This is a genomic window from Neorhizobium sp. T6_25 (genome assembly GCF_002968555.1).
GTDB lineage: Bacteria > Pseudomonadota > Alphaproteobacteria > Rhizobiales > Rhizobiaceae > Neorhizobium.
This window is the reverse complement of the sequence record NZ_PVBL01000006.1, coordinates 35,317-51,445: the sequence shown is the minus strand read 5'-3', so window position 1 is coordinate 51,445 and position 16,129 is coordinate 35,317. Positions and strand designations below refer to the sequence as shown.

At 60.5% G+C, this 16,129-nt stretch carries 16 protein-coding genes; 12 read left to right on the top strand and 4 right to left on the bottom strand.

What is annotated here, in order from left to right:
* Positions 1-11 precede the first annotated feature (11 nt).
* The gene (locus C5L10_RS10095) at positions 12-1,910 is read right to left on the bottom strand and encodes an ABC transporter substrate-binding protein (protein WP_105429545.1); all 1,899 of its coding nucleotides are present in this window, start codon (positions 1,908-1,910) and stop codon (positions 12-14) included.
* A gap of 303 nt (positions 1,911-2,213) precedes the next feature.
* Here C5L10_RS10095 and C5L10_RS10090 point away from each other — a divergent pair, with 303 nt between their 5' ends.
* The gene (locus C5L10_RS10090) at positions 2,214-4,310 is read left to right on the top strand and encodes a carboxy terminal-processing peptidase (protein ID WP_105429544.1); all 2,097 of its coding nucleotides are present in this window, start codon (positions 2,214-2,216) and stop codon (positions 4,308-4,310) included.
* An 83-nt stretch (positions 4,311-4,393) separates the two neighbouring features.
* Here C5L10_RS10090 and C5L10_RS10085 read toward each other — a convergent pair whose 3' ends face one another.
* The 3 genes from C5L10_RS10085 to C5L10_RS10075 are packed head-to-tail and all read right to left on the bottom strand — an operon-like array spanning position 4,394 to position 6,101.
* Positions 4,394-4,834 (bottom strand): lipocalin-like domain-containing protein, encoded by a 441-nt coding sequence (locus tag C5L10_RS10085; RefSeq protein WP_105429543.1) that lies wholly within the window; start codon positions 4,832-4,834, stop codon positions 4,394-4,396.
* Positions 4,835-4,871: 37 nt separating this feature from the next.
* Positions 4,872-5,336, bottom strand: coding sequence for a cyclophilin-like fold protein (locus C5L10_RS10080; RefSeq protein WP_105429542.1), 465 nt, complete (start codon positions 5,334-5,336; stop codon positions 4,872-4,874).
* 18 nt (positions 5,337-5,354) lie between these two features.
* The gene (locus tag C5L10_RS10075; RefSeq protein ID WP_105429541.1) at positions 5,355-6,101 is read right to left on the bottom strand and encodes an SDR family oxidoreductase; all 747 of its coding nucleotides are present in this window, start codon (positions 6,099-6,101) and stop codon (positions 5,355-5,357) included.
* A 176-nt stretch (positions 6,102-6,277) separates the two neighbouring features.
* Between C5L10_RS10075 and C5L10_RS10070 the strand changes: the two genes are divergently transcribed.
* The 11 genes from C5L10_RS10070 to C5L10_RS10020 all read left to right on the top strand — a co-directional run bounded on the left by C5L10_RS10070 (position 6,278) and on the right by C5L10_RS10020 (position 16,091).
* On the top strand, positions 6,278-7,177 hold the full coding sequence (locus C5L10_RS10070) for a LysR family transcriptional regulator (RefSeq protein WP_105429540.1): 900 nt from the start codon (positions 6,278-6,280) through the stop codon (positions 7,175-7,177).
* A 184-nt stretch (positions 7,178-7,361) separates the two neighbouring features.
* Positions 7,362-8,129 (top strand): SDR family NAD(P)-dependent oxidoreductase, encoded by a 768-nt coding sequence (locus C5L10_RS10065; protein WP_105429539.1) that lies wholly within the window; start codon positions 7,362-7,364, stop codon positions 8,127-8,129.
* A gap of 9 nt (positions 8,130-8,138) precedes the next feature.
* Positions 8,139-9,377 (top strand): D-arabinono-1,4-lactone oxidase, encoded by a 1,239-nt coding sequence (locus C5L10_RS10060; protein ID WP_105429538.1) that lies wholly within the window; start codon positions 8,139-8,141, stop codon positions 9,375-9,377.
* Positions 9,378-9,627: 250 nt separating this feature from the next.
* Positions 9,628-10,287 carry a transcriptional regulator gene (locus C5L10_RS10055; protein ID WP_105429537.1) on the top strand — a complete coding sequence of 220 codons (660 nt, stop codon included), beginning with the start codon at positions 9,628-9,630 and terminating at the stop codon, positions 10,285-10,287.
* A gap of 132 nt (positions 10,288-10,419) precedes the next feature.
* Positions 10,420-10,980, top strand: coding sequence for a hypothetical protein (locus C5L10_RS10050; RefSeq protein ID WP_105429536.1), 561 nt, complete (start codon positions 10,420-10,422; stop codon positions 10,978-10,980).
* Positions 10,981-11,349: 369 nt separating this feature from the next.
* Positions 11,350-11,799 (top strand): acetyl-CoA carboxylase biotin carboxyl carrier protein subunit, encoded by a 450-nt coding sequence (locus tag C5L10_RS10045; protein ID WP_105429535.1) that lies wholly within the window; start codon positions 11,350-11,352, stop codon positions 11,797-11,799.
* Positions 11,799-13,178 (top strand): acetyl-CoA carboxylase biotin carboxylase subunit, encoded by a 1,380-nt coding sequence (accC, locus tag C5L10_RS10040; RefSeq protein WP_172716980.1) that lies wholly within the window; start codon positions 11,799-11,801, stop codon positions 13,176-13,178. The genes C5L10_RS10045 and accC overlap by 1 nt, the downstream gene beginning before the upstream one ends.
* Entirely contained in the window at positions 13,175-13,600 is a 426-nt protein-coding gene (locus tag C5L10_RS10035) for an acetyl-CoA carboxylase (protein WP_105429533.1), read from the top strand. Before accC ends, C5L10_RS10035 begins: the two co-directional genes overlap by 4 nt.
* On the top strand, positions 13,597-14,304 hold the full coding sequence (pxpB, locus tag C5L10_RS10030) for a 5-oxoprolinase subunit PxpB (RefSeq protein ID WP_105429532.1): 708 nt from the start codon (positions 13,597-13,599) through the stop codon (positions 14,302-14,304). The genes C5L10_RS10035 and pxpB overlap by 4 nt, the downstream gene beginning before the upstream one ends.
* Entirely contained in the window at positions 14,301-15,296 is a 996-nt protein-coding gene (locus tag C5L10_RS10025) for a biotin-dependent carboxyltransferase family protein (RefSeq protein WP_105429531.1), read from the top strand. Before pxpB ends, C5L10_RS10025 begins: the two co-directional genes overlap by 4 nt.
* Positions 15,297-15,323: 27 nt before the next feature.
* Positions 15,324-16,091, top strand: a complete 768-nt coding sequence (locus C5L10_RS10020) for a 5-oxoprolinase subunit PxpA (RefSeq protein ID WP_105429729.1) — start codon at positions 15,324-15,326, stop codon at positions 16,089-16,091.
* Positions 16,092-16,129 lie beyond the last annotated feature (38 nt).

The following is a 16,129-nucleotide window of genomic DNA, read 5'->3' as shown; positions in this document are numbered from 1 at the left end:
GCGGCAGTTTCTCACTTTGCCGGCTTGGTCGGCTTCAAATTGACCATCATGTATTTTGTATTACCCCAGTTGGAGACCGGGTTGGTATAGGGCTTGGTTGCGAGGCTCGGGAAACCGGTCCAGTAGGTCGTGTCCATGGTCGCGAAGACGTTGTAGGCCATGAGCGGAATGATCGGCATCTCTTGGGCGGCCAGCTTAAGATAATCGAGACCAAGCTCGACCCCACGCGGATCGTCGAAGTCGATCGTACGGATCTCCTCGATGATCTTGTCCAGCCTCGGTTCGGCCCATCGCTGCCAGTTTCTCGGCGGTTGCACCTTGCCGACATCGACAACGAACTGGGAATGCCAGCTGTCGAGGAAGAACGACAGGTCGGGGTGGCCTCCCCAGGTCTCGACGCTCCACCCTATGAATGTGTCGAAGTCGCCGACGCCTCGCCGGTCCAGCATTGTCCCCTGGGCGACGTCGATATTGGCATCGATGCCGAAACGCCGCCATTGTTGCGCGATGATCGATCCGGCGCGCGTCATGACGGGCCGGAGGTCGCCTTCCACCATGACCTTCACGGAGAATGGCTGTCCGTTCGGCTGGTGCCAGCGCTCGCCCTGTTTGGTGAAGCCGGCTTTCTGAAGGAGTTCGGTTGCCGCTTCCGGATCGGGTTTCCACCATCCCCTGCCAAACGCGGTCGCAATATCCGCCGGGTCCGTTGGTATCTGGTCCTTGAGGGACGGACGCAGCATTTCTGCGATCTGTTTGCCGATCGTCGGATCGTAGGGCTTGATCTTCCGCTTGCCCGTGTCGAGCTCGAAACCAGTCAGCCACTGCTCCATGGGTTCGAAATAATATTTCGGATAAAGTCCGGTGGGCGGCACGCCGATCGCGGAGATGGTTGCTGCGCCTCGATAGGAGGCCATGCTGACAGCCTTGATGTCGATCAGCAGCGCCAGCGCCCAGCGCACGTCCTTGTTCTGGAATTTTTCCAGCCGATTGTTGAAGATGACCGAAGGCAATGTCGGATCAGGATGCGCATAGGGGAACCCCTTGAACCAGCTGACCGACGAGGGCGAGTCCCTGGCGAGCGTGAACATGCCCTCAGGGGATAGGTCGTGGATGACGTCGAGACGATGATTGAGCTGCTCGATAACCCTTTTTTCGGGCGGTCCCGGGTCAATATAGGCGAGGTAACCGGGGCCGGGTTCGCCGAACCGGGCGACCGAGGTACGTTTCCAATCCTCGCGTTTCTTCCAGATGAACCATTTGCCACCGCGGTCGAAATTGTGGAGCGTATAGGCACCCAGCCCGACTGGCGGGTTGAAGTCGAACTTGAGAACGTCGCCGACCTTCTCAAACACGTGCTTTGGCATCATCCACATGGCGTTCCAGCGAACCGTAAACAGTGCATGGAAGCGTGAATTGGGCTTTTTGAGCTTGAAGAGCACTTCCGTCGGGCTCTTCTTCTCGATGGCCGCGACGTTGATCTGGACCGGGGCGCTCCAGCGCAGGCCGCTGGTCTTCATGTGGGTCTCGATCGTGAACACCACGTCGTCCGCGGTGAACTCGATGCCGTCGCTCCAGAAGACGCCGGAGCGGAGCTTCACGGTCATCTCCGTGAAATTGTTATTATAGATCGGCTTTTCGGTCGCAAGGGAATTGTCCCAGACACCGTCGATGCCGTGATCGGGGTCGATGTACCAGAAAGTGTCCATCACGTTCTGATGGAGACCCGTCGACTGACCGCCGGCATTGATGGCCCAGATGTTGAACCATCCGGCGTTTTTGATCGTCCCTTCCGGGTTTTCGAGAATCAGTAGCTGTTCTCGGGGCAAATCGTTGCTCGGCACTTGCCCAAGCGCCGGCCTGGTCGCGAGAAATGTCCCCGCGAGCCACATAAACGTCCTTCTCGAAAGCATGCCGTTATCCTCCCAGTTCCAGCGTGCTAATCGGCTATCCGAATGGTCTCGATACTGCCTGAGCGACTAAAAATGTCAACCGGATTTGTGATCTATATCATGTTTGCGGATATAGTTACGTCTGCAGGGCAGAATTCATGAATGGGATGGAGGGGATGAGCAAGAAACCTATGGCCAAAGGCAGGGTCTCATTTCCATCATGAACACGAGATGTTGCTTGTTCATCTGGTTGCCAAGACGGCATCATTGTTGCACCAACATTGCGTAGTATAGACTCGATTTTGCAAATGGGATCAAAGCTGAATGCGCATACGATATGGTTTCCTTGGCCTGTTCCTTGCAATCGCACCGTCGGCCTACGCCTTGGAGCTTGGACCGCCGCCGGTCCTGTCGCCACTGCAGGAGCAGGCGCAAGCCGCGCATTTGAGTGCTCAATTCCTGACGCGATATGCTTACAAGCCTGTCCCGCTCAACGATGCCTTGTCGGCTAAAATCATGGATCGGTTTATCGAGTCTCTGGATTCGGACCGGAGCTTTTTCCTGCAAGCCGACATCGACAAGTTCGCGGCCGACAGCACCAAGATCGATGATGCCATCGTCGGCGAAGACCTGAAGGTTCCATTTTCGATTTTCAACGTCTATTCGCAGCGGGTTGTGGACCGCATGACGTATGCGCGCAACCTGCTCAAACAGGACTTCGATTTCAGCGTGCGGGAAGACTATTCCCTGTCGCGCGACAAGGAGCCCTGGCCGAAATCCGAAGAGCAAAGCAATGACCTCTGGCGCAAGCGCGTCAAAGGCGATTGGCTGCGATTGAAACTGGCAGGCCAAGCCGACGCAGCTATTCGCGATACCCTCGACAAACGTTACAAAAATATCCTGGAGCGCGTTTATACCTACAAGAGCGACGACGCGTTCCAGTCATTCATGGGCGCCTACACCACGTCGGTTGATCCGCACACGGACTATTTTGGTGCCGCCGCCTCGGCCAATTTCGACATTTCGATGAAGCTCTCACTGGTCGGTATCGGCGCGGTACTGCAGGAGCGCGATGGTTACACGACGGTCCGTGAGCTCGTGCCGGGTGGGCCTGCGCAATTGTCCGGAATGCTGGCTGTCGGCGACCGCATTGTCGGTGTCGGTCAAGGCGATGATGGCACCATAAAGGAAGTCGTGGGCACGCGCCTTGATGAGGTCGTGCAAATGATCCGCGGGGCGAAAAATTCCGTTGTGCGCCTGGATGTCTTGCCGGCGGAGGCCGGAGAGAACGGAAGCCGCCGCGTCATCAGCCTGGTGCGAGACAAAATCAGCCTCGAAAAACAGGCTGCAAAAAAGACCATCCTGCCCTTGGAGGACCGAGGTGTCGCGCGCAGAATTGGTGTGATCACCTTGCCGGCGTTCTATGAGGACTTCGAAGCGCGGCGAAAAGGCGAAAAAGACTACAGAAGCGCAAGCCGAGACGTTGCCAAGCTTCTTGGCGAACTGAAACGGGAAAAGGTCGACGGCGTCCTGATCGACTTGCGCGACAACGGTGGGGGCTCGCTGGCCGAGGCGATTGATTTGACAGGCCTGTTCGTCGGGAAAGGCCCTGTGGTTCAGCAACGCGACGCCGATGGTAAGATCAAGGTGGAAAGCGATGATTTGCCTGCGCCTGCGTGGGCGGGTCCGCTCGGGGTGTTGATCAATCGCGGCTCAGCATCGGCCTCGGAGATTTTCGCCGCAGCGATACAGGATTACGGTCGCGGCGTGATCGTCGGCGAACCTAGCTTCGGTAAAGGTACCGTGCAAACGGTCGTCGATCTCGATCAGGTGGCCCACAACAGCAAACCAAAATTCGGCCAATTGAAACTGACAATCGCCCAGTTCTTCCGTGTCGACGGCGGAACGACACAGCTGCGCGGCGTGACACCCGACATCAGCTTGCCGGGCCTCTCGGACCCCAACACCCTTGGTGAAGCAAGTTATGACAATGCGCTGCCTTGGGGTCAGATCAAGCCTGCGAATTATGCGGCCGCAGGCAACAGGAGCGGATTGTTGCAGCAACTGCAAAGCCGGCATGATACTCGGGTACAAAGCGATCGGGATTTTCAACGTTTCGCAGAAGACGCCGCAGAGCTGAAGGTGCAACGCGAAAAGCGTGTCATCTCCCTCAATGAAGTTGAACGTCGGAACGAACTCACTGCCCTTACGACCCGTCTCAAGGCGCGCGAGCAGGCAAACGATAATTTGGTTCCCGATAAAGACGATGGCCTGCAAGCAAACGAGCGGAGCCTGAATGCTGATATCGCCATTGAAAATGCCCGCAAGAACGCCAAGGACGTCTTGAGAAACGAAGCAGCCTCGATTGTTGCCGATCAGGCCGATTTGGCGGAAAATGCGCGAAAGACCGGCACTCGATAGATGGGGAATGCCGACGGAAAATAGTTCTGTCGGCGATGTCTATGGCGACTGATGGGGACCAACCTCGCGAGCCCTTCCACCTCTCAGAGCCGCTTATAGGTCACGCGCCAGCCTTCCTTCGGATCCGAAGGAGTGATCGTCAGCTGATCGGCAACGACTTCGAACATGCGTTCCATGCGTTGGCCGATGAGTTTGCGGACAAGGGACGATTCAACGGTGATGGTGAAGGTTTTCTTGGCTTCGTCGACTTCAACCGGGCCGTAATATGCCTCGTAGCCATTCGCGGTGTAGGGCGTCGGTTCCGCAGCGGCGTCCGGGTTCATCGCCTGGACGGAAAGCGTTCCGCCTTGGGAGAAGATCACCTGACCGGAATAGGGAATTGTGGTCCGGCTTCCGTTGGCGCCGGTGACCTGCAGAGATGTCATGCGCCACGCTCCGATAACCGAAGACTTGCTGTCGTCAGCGAGGACGGGAGAGGACGCAGCCAGCGTCAGCGCCACAAGCGCGATCCTGAGGTTCTTCATAGGGTCGGTCCTTTCAAAGGGGAGGAGGTGAGATGGTTCATATTCGTTCGATGCGCACAGGATACTCGCCGCGAACAAACAGAGGCTCGATGCCTCCATCGAAGCGGCCGAGACGGATCAGTCCGTCCCAGCGGTAATCGCCGTAGAACAGGGCGAGGTTGCCCCACGGTTCGAAATAGCAAAGATCGCCGGGCCGCTCGTTTCCGAATGGCCCACTGCCATCCTCCGTCAGCTTGCGAGGCAGGCGGACGATCTTCTCGTTCCCGCCGTAATCTTCGATCTTGAGGTGCAAAGGAAGCATCGTGATCAGATCGCGGGCAGATGGATTGTCGTAGAGCGTTGCGGTCATGCTCAGGTCGTTGAACGTGATCTTTATCTTCACGTTCGTCGGCTCCTGGTTGGCGGGATCGCTTCCCGCCTGTCCGTGTGCCGCGGACGGCAATGCCCCGGCCGCCAATGCTCCACTCATGATCGTTCTTCGGGTGAGAAGCGGCGATGACATCGACTTACCTCCCGCCTTTCAAACCTGTTGCGCTGTGGGCCGGAACAGGATTTCGTTGATGTCGACGTGGTCAGGCTCATTCACTGCGAACGCCACCGTGCGGGCGAACGTGTCCGCGCCGACGGCGATCTTGCTCACGAATTCCTTTGTTCCCGCCTGGATGTCCCTCTCGCTGATGTGCTCGAGCAGCTCGGTGCTTACGGCTCCGGGGGAAATAATGGTCGTCCGGATGTTGTACGGCTTCACTTCCTGGCGCAGCCCTTCGGAGAGCGCGCGGACCGCGAACTTGGTTGCGCAATAGACCGTGGCACCCGGATCGACGACATGTCCGTAGACCGAGGAGACGTTGATGATGTGGCCCGACTTCTGCGCCTTCATGTGCGGCAGCGCTGCGGCGATCCCGTAGAGCACGCCCTTGATATTGACATCTATCATCCGGTCCCATTCATCGACTTTGAGCCGCCCGAGCGGGGCAAGCGGCATCAGTCCAGCATTGTTGAGCATGACATCGATGCGGCCGAACTCCTGGACCGCCGTATCCACGAGGTTCTTGACCTGCTGCTTGTCCGTCACATCGGTCTGGACTGCGCGCGCCTTGTAACCCTTCGTTGTGAGTTCGTCGGCCAGCGCGCTGATGCGGTCGCGTCGCCTGGCACCGAGCACGACGGTGGCGCCTCGCTCAGCGAGATGGCGTGCCGTTGCTTCTCCCAGTCCGCTGCTCGCGCCGGTGATAACGACAACTTTGCTTTCTATTCCCTGAGACATGAGGTTCTCCCGTTCCGACATTCTGGAGGTCTAAGCGCGGCGGCTGGCCGGTGTCGCGAACAGAGCCGAGCCTGTGAGGATGGCCGCCACCCATGCGGTTGCCGCAATAGATAGCCAGATAGGTTCGGGTGGACTAGAAGGTATAATCAGCATGCCGAGGTGAGGGAGATTCAACAATGCGGCGGGACGAGTTCACCGAGATGAGAGCTTTCCTCGAGGTTGCCCGGGAACGAAGCTTCACGCGCGCCGCCGCCAAATTGGGGGTCACGCGATCTGCCCTGAGCCACACCGTCAGCGGACTTGAGGAACGACTTGGAATCCGGCTGCTTTCCCGCACCACCCGGGATGTCGCGCCAACCGCGGCCGGGGAGCGGCTCTTCCAAAGCATCCAGCCGCACTTCGAGAGCATTGCCGCCGGGGTGAGTGCGATCAGCGCGCTACGCGACGAGCCATCGGGTCACGTCCGCATCGTTTGCCCAGACGACGCGGTTGAACTCGTCTTCCGCCGTAGGGTCTCAGCGTTCTTGCGGGATTTCCCCGATGTCACGGTGGAACTCATCGTCGACAACGGCTTCACGAACATCGTCGAGCGGCAGTTCGACGCGGGCGTCCGGCTCGGCGAGGCCGTGGCTCGCGACATGGTGGCACTGCGCGTGGGTCCCGATGTCTCTTACTCCGTGGTCGGATCAGGCGAGTATTTCGAGCGCCGCCCACGGCCGACGAAGCCGCAGGAACTGACGGATCATGATTGCATCAACCTGCGGCTTCCCACATCGGGAATGCTCTATGCCTGGGAGTTTGAACGGGATGGGCATGAATTCAGCGTGAGGGTCGAGGGTCCGCTCATCTTGAGCAACATCGCGCCTGCGGTCGACGCCGCGCTGGATGGCATCGGCCTGGCCTACGTGCCCACCGACCTCGTTCGATCGCATGTGGAGAGCGGGCGGCTTCTGCCGGTGCTTTCGGACTGGTGTCCGACCTTCCGGGGCTATCACCTCTACTACCCCAGTCGACGGAATCCATCGCCAGCCTTCGCGGCATTCGTCGAGGCATTTCGGTACAGATCCCGACGATGACAAACGGTGAACGGCCGGCGCGACGACTGGGGCCAAGTCAGCAATGGACCACGGCGCAAAATTAGGCCAGTTTGCTGCTATCAAGCAGGAGCATAGCCGCCCTTCATCGGCCGGAGAACAAGAGGCTCGAAAAGAGCCCCGTTCAGCCATCGATCGGCCGTTATCAGCAATCGTTGGAGGTTGAATGGCTGGTCGTCTGGACGGGAAGGTCGCGCTCATCAGTGGTGGCGCGGGTGGGTGCGGCCTTGCCGCCACCGAGCTTTTTGCGCGAGAGGGGGCGGCGGTGGGGATTGTCGATCTCCCGCATAGCCAGGGGGCGGCTGTCGCCGCCCGGCTGCGTGAAGAAGGCCTGGAGGTAGCATTTGCACCTGCCGACGTTTCTGACGAACTGCAGGTGAATCAGGCGGTAGACGCAATTTCCAGTGAACTCGGACCGATAACGGTGCTGTTCAATCATGCCGGAACGATTGTCGTCCGGCCTTTCCTCGAAACTTCGGTGGCGGACTGGGACCGGTTGATGGCCATCAATGTCCGCAGCATGTTCCTGATGACCCGTGCGGTCCTGCCGCACATGATCAAGGCTGGCGGCGGGTCCATCGTCTGCACATCGTCGATCTCGGCGGTCGCGGCGACACCGATGGAAGTTCTCTATGATACGACCAAGGGCGCATGCCACATGTTTGCCCGGGCGATTGCGGTCGAGTTTCGCGACCGCAACATCCGCTGCAACGCGGTTTGCCCCGGCTTCATCCAGACGCCACATGGCCAGAAGGAGGTCGAGGAATTGACCCGCTACGGAGTGGACGTCTCGGATGCAGCGATCGCAGCTCAGCAGGGCAGGATGTGCCGGCCGGACGAGGTCGCCAAGGCGGCGCTCTACCTGGCGAGCGACGACGCCAGCTTCGTCAGCGGTACCCATCTGTTTGTTGATAATTGTTTTACAGCGATGTGAGGGGAAAACATGGCTCTGGAAAAAGGCGGCCTGTGGCGCAACTGGGTCGGCAATCAATATTGCGTTTCACAATTCAAGGCTTCGCCGGAAACGGAAGCTGAAGTGGCGGAGCTTGTCCGCGAAGCCGACAGGCGTGACCTGGCAGTGCGTGTTTCAGGCTCGGGACATTCCTTCACACCCGTCGTCGGCACCAACGGGCTGTTGCTGTCGCTCGCAAACCTGCGCGGCGTGCAGAACATCGACCGTGATCGAAAACTGATCACCGTGGCAGGGGGAACACGCATCAACGAAGTCGGCAGGACGCTGAAAGAACACGGCCTTTCATTGATCAACCAGGGCGACATCGACAGCCAGGCTGTTGCCGGTGCATTTACGACCGGAACCCACGGTACCGGGATCAAGCTTGGAAACCTCGCCTCATCGATTGCTGGAATGCGTATCGTCACCGCGACCGGAGAAATCCTCGATATCGACGATCGCGACAGCGACAGGCTGCATGCAGCCCAGGTCTCGGTGGGAACGCTCGGCGTTATCTCGTCGCTGACGCTCAACGTGATGGAGGCCTATAATCTGCACGAGCGTCTCTGGCGGGACGATTTCGAGACCTGCATGGAGCGTCACGACGAGCTGGCTTCGAGGCACCGCCATTTCGGCTTCTTCTGGTGCCCGACGCCGGAAAGCCGCCATCTGTACTGCCTTCCCGACACGTCTGCGGTGTCGAGCACGAACAAGCTGGCTGATGTTTGCGAGATGAAGGTGATGGATATCACCGACGCCGCTCCGATGGAGAGCGAATTCGAAAAGATCGCCTACAGTTCTGAGGTCTATCCGATCGAATACGTGCCGAATTTCGTCGAACTGGAATATGCCGTTCCCCTCGAACACGGCAAGGCCGCGATAAGGGCGGTTCGGGATCTGATGCTGAACAAGCACACCAACTGCATCTATCCGATCGAATACCGCTTCACGGCCGGCGATCCGGCATGGATGAGCCCCTTTCATCGCCAGGACAGCATCACCCTGTCGGTGTCGGGTGGTCCGGGTATCGATTACTGGCCCTTCCTGAAGGACGTGGATCAAATTCTAGGCGGATACAGTTCTCGCCCGCATTGGGGAAAGATGCATTTCCTCGACACGGACGACGTGACAAGGCTTTACCCTCGCGCCAAAGAGTTTCGCGCGTTGAGACGGGATTTGGATCCGAAGGGCCGGTTCCTGAACGATCATTTGAAGATGTTGTTTGGATAAGCGCCAAGCAAGACGGGCCTCGACTTGGCGTTTCGACCCACTATCGTGGCACATCTCATCAATGCAACAGGCTCAGAGTTCGATCCGACCGGCCAACGATCGACCAAGCTGGCGGCTTCATCCGGAACCGCGTTCGGGCCGGGCATCGCCATGGGTCTGGACCGGCGGGGCGATTGGGGTTATCTGCAGGGCTTGTCGCGATGCTGAAGCGTCGCCGAAACATCACCGCAGACACCCAAGGCCTCTTAAAGTGAAAAAAGTCCAGCGCAGTTTTGCCGTCGAGTACAGATCGGGTCGGCGAAAACTCAATTCCAATCCGAACTCGATCTGGGGAGACGTGGATCTCAAGTCCGTTGCGCAGGATCTGCAGGACGAGGCAATGCCATTCCTTGCGGAAACGTCCCAGGTTAACAGTCCCGGAATGTCTTTCGCCGGCGAACAACAGGCGGCGGCGTTGTTGACACCGTCGATTGAGCAGGAGACAAATGCAGCGGCTTTACAGGAGACCATAATGGCCGACGATATGAATACGATGACTGATGCTGAGACGCCGACGGTTGCGGCGCCCGCACCGAAGAAGGAGCGCAAACCTCGCGCCAAAAAGGCGGCCGCTGAAACGGCCTCAGCCGCAGTTTCGGCGCAACCGGCAGCGGCTTCGAATGCCGCAGCGGTCAAGCCGAAGAGAGGACGCAAGGCAAGGTCCGACGAAGGTGCGCCAAGCGCCAAACGTGCGCCTGTCAAACGTGCTGCGAAGGCGGTGCAGGCAGCGACCGCTCCGTCGGTGGCGGCAGTTGACGAGTTTGCGGATCTCCTGCAGCTGGAAGACGAAAACCAAAGACTGCGCAAGCAGCTGGCCGAGAAGCTGCGTGCTGAAAATGCCGATCTGCGAAAGCGGCTCAACCTCGGTTGATCGGCAGCCGTCGGTCAAGCGCCGGCCGCATTCTCAAGGCTATATCGAGACGAATATCTTGGCGGCGGCTAGTCCCGCCGCCAAAGCTTTTGCTCGCAGCCTGCATGCGAGGTAGAATACGAGGTCGAATAGATGGCGTCTCCCTGGAAACTTCTTACCCGGCTTGTGTCGCCGCGACGTCAGCAGCGCCACGAACAGGGCCGGACCGATGACGTGAAGCCGGACGTACTGGCCATCGCCAAACCGACCGAAACGGTCGCCGACAACGGATTGAACGCCGTCGATCCTCCGGTCGACGAAAAGCCGGTCGCCTACGAACAATCGGAGGTGGTGTCAGCGGCCCCGGATCATTCCGAAGAAACGGCAAGCGCTGTTGACGGCACGGCAGATATCGAAGGCGCCGGGCGCGTGGAGGCGGCTGATCCGGCCTTGTCCGGTAACGCCAATTCGGCCGTGCACGACGCACCGAAACCCACGCAGACTGGCGAAGGTGCAACGCGAAAGCGCCGCACGCGGGGCAAGACAGCGGCAGGGGGTGAAGCCGTTCCGCCACCCTCTCCAGGCGTTCCCGCCGTTTCCGACGCCGCAATCCGCCTCGATGAGGAGATCAGGCTGCTGCGGGACCAGCTGGCGCGCAAGCTTCAGCTGCAAAATGCGCAACTGAAGAGGATGCTGGAGCGGTTCGAACGCTGAACGTGCCATTAGGCTTTCGAAATCCTCCGAAGACATCGTTCATGCGTTTGGCCACGGCCATGTCGGCCTTGCAGCCGGGCCGGTTAGCGGCGCGCTTGTTGCAGGCCTGATCGCCGGGCGCGAATGCGCCATCGATCTATCAGCGTTGTCTGCCGCCCGTTTTCGCTCATCTGCAACGGCTGACGCGCCATGAGCAACGGCCGGAACTCGACGTGCTGCCCGATCGTCCGCACGGATTCCGGAACTGAGCCGGTCCATCAAAAGTTCGTCTGACCCCATCGGCGGCGCGATCGTGTTACGCAACGTTACCGTATCACGCGACCTAATCTGCAAAAGCGTGCGGCGGCATTCGAAATACCGAGCGCGAATATGGACCTCTCGAAGATCAAGACCCTGATCGACTTTGTCGGACGATCGAGCATCACCGAACTCACCGTGACCGAGAAGGACCTGACGGTTCGGATCTTCCGGTCGCAGCCAATGGCGGGGGAGGCCTCCGTTGATTTGGCACGGGGGCAACAGCCGGTTACGGGTGCGTCGATCACCCTGGGACCTGATGAGCGGCCGGCTGTCGGCCACGCGCCGGCCATTCTCGTAAAAGCGCCGGTCTCCGGCGTGCTGCATCGCAGTTCGGCACCGGGCGAGGGGCCGTTCGTCAAGCCTGGAGATGAGGTGACGGAGGGGCAGACTCTCTTCATTATCGAAGCGATGAAGGTCTTCAACAAGATCGCCGCATCGCGGTCCGGGCGCATTGTCAGCCTGACCGACATCGACGGCGGCGAAGTCGAGACGGGTGATCTGCTCGCGGAGATCGCGTGATGCCTGAGACATTCGACAGTCGCCCGCGTTTCGATACGGTTCTGATTGCCAATCGCGGAGAGATCGCAACCAGGATCCAGAAAGCCTGCCGGGAATTGGGTCTCAAGACCGTCGTCGTCTATTCCGAAGCGGATCGGCAGGCGCCCTATGGCAAGACCGCCGATAGCGCCTTGTGCATCGGCCCTTCGAGCGCGGCAAAAAGCTACCTCAACAAGGATGCTCTTCTTCTGGCGGCGCGCTTGACTGACGCCGGGGCCATCCATCCCGGTTATGGGTTTCTCTCGGAAAATGCCGCATTCGCCGATGCGGTCGAAAAGGCCGGACTGACGTTCATCGGTCCGAGCGCGTCGTCAATCGAGGCGATGGGCGACAAGATCTCGGCAAAGAGGGCAATGATCGCAGCCGGAGTTCCTTGTGTCCCGGGGCCGGATACGGCGCTTGCCGACGATCCGGCAGCCGTCGAGCGCCTGGCCCGGGAGATCGGTTACCCCGTCATCATCAAGGCTGCCGGTGGCGGCGGGGGGCGGGGCATGCGTGTCGTGCCGGAGGCCGGTCTGCTGCAAGAGGCGGTCGCGCTCACCCGGGAGGAGGCGCGGCAGGCTTTCGGCTCGCCGTCGCTCTACATGGAAAAATTCCTCCAGCACCCGCGCCATATCGAGATCCAGGTCCTTTGCGACACCCATGGCAACGCAGTCTGGCTCGGGCACCGGGATTGCTCGATGCAGCGCCGCCATCAAAAGGTTGTGGAAGAGGCGCCGGCACCCGGGATATCACCGGATGTGATCCGGCCCGTCGGAAGAGCCTGTGTCGAGGCCTGCCGCCAGATCGGCTATCGGGGCGTCGGAACCTTCGAATTCCTCTACGAGGACGGCGCCTTCTATTTCATCGAGATGAACACCCGGCTTCAGGTCGAACATCCGGTCACCGAAATGACAAGCGGGATCGACATCGTCCAGGCGCAGATCAAAGTGGCTCAGGGCGATCCGCTCGAACTGGCCCAGGCTGACGTTAGATGCGAGGGGCACGCTTTCGAGTGCCGCATCAATGCCGAGGATCCCGATACTTTCCTGCCGTCAGCCGGCATCATCACCAGTCTCGCCTTTCCCGAGGGGACCGGTATCCGGGTCGATACCCATATCCATGCGGGGTACAAGGTGCCACCCTATTACGACTCGCTGATCGCCAAGCTGATCGTTCATGCGCCGACGCGGGCGGAGGCGATGGCAAGGATGCGCGAGGCGCTTGTCGAGACGCGGGTGGACGGAATTTCCACGAATATTCCCTTCCTGCGTGCGCTCTTCGAGGACGGCGCGTTTGCGCGCGGCGAGACGGATATCCACTATCTGGAGCAATGGCTGAAACAACGGAGAGCGCCATGAGCGGGATCGATTTCAGCGCCCCCGCGACGATCGCGTTCCTCACCGAGGCGCTGACGGAAGCCGGGGTAAGTGGCCTGGAAATCTCCTGGCCCAGCGGACAGTTACGCATCGTCATTGCCACGGGGAATGAAGCCGGGATCGATGTGTCCGTGACCTCTCGGCCGGCCCCGACGGCTCAGCCGCTGGTGGTCGTCAAGGCGCCGATGGCCGGCCACTTTTGCCCGGGCAGCCCATCGCGGTCGGCAACCGCCGACCGTCTGCCATCGGTTTTCGCCGCAGACATCCTCGGCTTCCTTCGCGTCGGCCCCGTCCTGCTTCCACTTTGTGCCGGCCGCGCGGGTATTCTGACCAAGCAGCTTGCCGAACCCGATGCGCTGGTCGGCTTCGGCGATCCCCTGTTCGAGATCGAGCCTCAATCATGATTGCCACAATCAACAGCCATGCGCCGCTGCGCGAAATCTTACCCGCCGCCCGCGGCTGGGCGCGGGTTTCCTCGATCGGTGCGAGGTCCTTCCTGCTCGAGGCGCCGGGAGAATTTGATCTCGCGGCACAGCGCCGGATCTGGGCGCTCTCCCAGGCGGTCCGAGGCTGGCCGGATATCGCGGAAATCGTTCCGGGAATGACCAATCTTCTGACGATATTCCAGGAGGCGCCGCAGGATCCCGATGCCGTCGTGGCGCGGCTGCTGGAGGCATGGGACAACGCCCGCAGCATCGATCTGGACGGAAAGACGATCGAAATCCCCGTTCACTACGGCGGGGAGCATGCGGCGGACCTGCCCGCGCTTTGCGACCTTGCCCGGCTCAGCGACCGTGAGATCGTCCGTATTCATCACGAAGCGACCTACCGTGTTTTTGCCCTGGGCAGCGCTCCAGGCTTCGGTTACCTGCACGGCCTCGATCCGCGCATCTACATGCCGCGAAAGACCGTGCCGTCGCTGAAGATGGCGAAGGGCTGCGTGACCATTGGCGGTATGCAGACCGGCGTTGCCATGCTCACCGGCCCGAACGGCTGGAATTCCATAGGTTTCGCAGAACTGCAGATGTTCGATCCGACGTCGCCCACACCGGCGATGATGGCGCCGGGCGATACGGTGCGGTTCGTGCCGGCAGGGATAGAGCTATGATCGAAATTGTGGAAACCGGCCCGTTCAATACGGTGCAGGATCTCGGGCGACCGGGTTATCGCGATATCGGCGTTTCGGCCAGCGGCGCAATGGATCCGCTTGCCATGAGGATCGGCAATATCCTTGTCGGGAATGAGGAGGGTGCGGCCGGGATAGAGGTTCAGACCTTTCCGTTCAGCCTGCGTTTCGACCGGCGGACCGTCTTTGCGGTCACGGGCGCCGATGGCGATCCGATACTGGACGCGTCGGAATTGCTTCCCTGGTGCGCCTATACCGCCGAGGCCGGGCAGGTGCTTGAGCTGAAGCATCCTCCGACACTCGCGCGCGCCTATGTCTCTGTCGGCGGGGGCCTGGATGTTCCATCGGTCATGGGGTCGCGCAGCACATCCTTGCGCGGCAGCTTCGGCGGCAATGCCGGGCGGCCTTTGGTAAAAGGTGATCGGATCGCGCTCGGTAACAGCGCCGACTTTGCCCCGGTGCCTGCCAGCGGCCTGGCTGTCATCGAGCCCGCCGTGGCGCTCCGGGAGGTCTTTCCGGGTTTCGCCGACGGCGCGCTGCCGGTCCGTGCCTTGCCCGGTGGCGAGCATGCCCTGTTTCCCAATGACGGCGACGCCTTCTGGAGCCAGACATGGAAGATTTCTTCCCGCAGCGACCGCACGGGCTATCGTCTGTCGGGCGAGCCCATCAAGCCGACGGCGACGGTTGAGATGCGTTCCCATGGGATCGTGCCCGGTGTGATCCAGGTCCCGCCCGGTGGGGAACCCATAGTCCAAATGAGCGATGCGAACACGGCGGGTGGCTATCCGAAGATCGCCGGCGTGATCGAATGCGACCTGTGGCGGCTTGGCCAGGCACGCATAGGCAGCCGCTTGCGGTTCGTGCGGTCCACGCATGCGGAGGCGCGCGCAGTGGAGCAGGCGGTCGCCCGTTATGTCGAAGACGTCCGGACCACATCTGAGATGGTCAAGCGCGCCTTGAAGGCGATGGCCTGAAATACGATCGGTCAAAGGGAGTTGCCGGTGAAAATCGATCTGAATTCCGACATGGGCGAAGGGTTCGGCCCTTATCGGCTGTGCGACGACGAGGCGATGATGAAGGTCGTGTCGTCAGCCAATATCGCTTGCGGTTTCCACGGTGGCGATCCGGATACGATGGCGCGCATGGTGCGGCTTGCCAAGGCGAACGGGGTTGGCATCGGGGCACATCCGGGCTTGCCCGACCGGCTCGGCTTTGGACGGCGCGAAATGCCCTTCCAGGCGGATGAGTTACGCCAGCAGATGCTCTATCAGCTCGGCGCGCTGATGGCGATCGCCGCGAGCGAGCGTGTCACCGTCGGCCATATCAGCTTTCACGCCGCCATGGGCAATATGGTCAACCGCGACCCGGTGCTCGCCGATCTGATGATGGATGCCATTGCGACGGTGGAGTCGGGTCTTGTCGTGTTCGTGACGCCGGACAGCGAAATAGAGCAGGCCGCCAAGCGGGCGCGGCTGAAGACGCTGGCGCTTTTCCTGGCCGACCGGGCCTATGATGCCGAAGGCAGGCTTGTTGTCCGCGGCCTACCGGGCGCCGTGATCAAGGATGAGGCTTCGGTGCGGGCAAGGGTGCGCCGCTTTCTTCTCGACGGAACCGTCGAGACTATCGATGGCGACACCATTGCCATGCCCGCTCGGTCAATCCTCGTCCACAGCGACACGCCGGGTTCCCTTGGACTTGCGCGTATCGTCCGAAGCGAGATCGAAGCCGCCGGCGCGATGCTCGCGCCGGCGGCCGAACTCGCTCTTTGACTCACCGGGCTGCCTGGTCAGCTGTCTCCCGTCCCAAT

Bases quoted from the DNA above. Each gene is read 5' to 3' on its own strand.
- C5L10_RS10035 (WP_105429533.1), top strand. From the start codon at position 13,175: ATGAGCGGGATCGATTTCAGCGCCCCCGCGACGATCGCGTTCCTCACC.
- C5L10_RS10050 (WP_105429536.1), top strand. From the start codon at position 10,420: ATGGCGTCTCCCTGGAAACTTCTTACCCGGCTTGTGTCGCCGCGACGT.
- C5L10_RS10025 (WP_105429531.1), top strand. From the start codon at position 14,301: ATGATCGAAATTGTGGAAACCGGCCCGTTCAATACGGTGCAGGATCTC.
- pxpB (WP_105429532.1), top strand. From the start codon at position 13,597: ATGATTGCCACAATCAACAGCCATGCGCCGCTGCGCGAAATCTTACCC.
- accC (WP_172716980.1), top strand. From the start codon at position 11,799: ATGCCTGAGACATTCGACAGTCGCCCGCGTTTCGATACGGTTCTGATT.
- C5L10_RS10045 (WP_105429535.1), top strand. From the start codon at position 11,350: ATGGACCTCTCGAAGATCAAGACCCTGATCGACTTTGTCGGACGATCG.
- C5L10_RS10080 (WP_105429542.1), bottom strand. From the start codon at position 5,336: ATGTCATCGCCGCTTCTCACCCGAAGAACGATCATGAGTGGAGCATTG.
- C5L10_RS10075 (WP_105429541.1), bottom strand. From the start codon at position 6,101: ATGTCTCAGGGAATAGAAAGCAAAGTTGTCGTTATCACCGGCGCGAGC.
- C5L10_RS10085 (WP_105429543.1), bottom strand. From the start codon at position 4,834: ATGAAGAACCTCAGGATCGCGCTTGTGGCGCTGACGCTGGCTGCGTCC.
- C5L10_RS10090 (WP_105429544.1), top strand. From the start codon at position 2,214: ATGCGCATACGATATGGTTTCCTTGGCCTGTTCCTTGCAATCGCACCG.
- C5L10_RS10070 (WP_105429540.1), top strand. From the start codon at position 6,278: ATGCGGCGGGACGAGTTCACCGAGATGAGAGCTTTCCTCGAGGTTGCC.
- C5L10_RS10065 (WP_105429539.1), top strand. From the start codon at position 7,362: ATGGCTGGTCGTCTGGACGGGAAGGTCGCGCTCATCAGTGGTGGCGCG.
- C5L10_RS10095 (WP_105429545.1), bottom strand. From the start codon at position 1,910: ATGCTTTCGAGAAGGACGTTTATGTGGCTCGCGGGGACATTTCTCGCG.
- C5L10_RS10060 (WP_105429538.1), top strand. From the start codon at position 8,139: ATGGCTCTGGAAAAAGGCGGCCTGTGGCGCAACTGGGTCGGCAATCAA.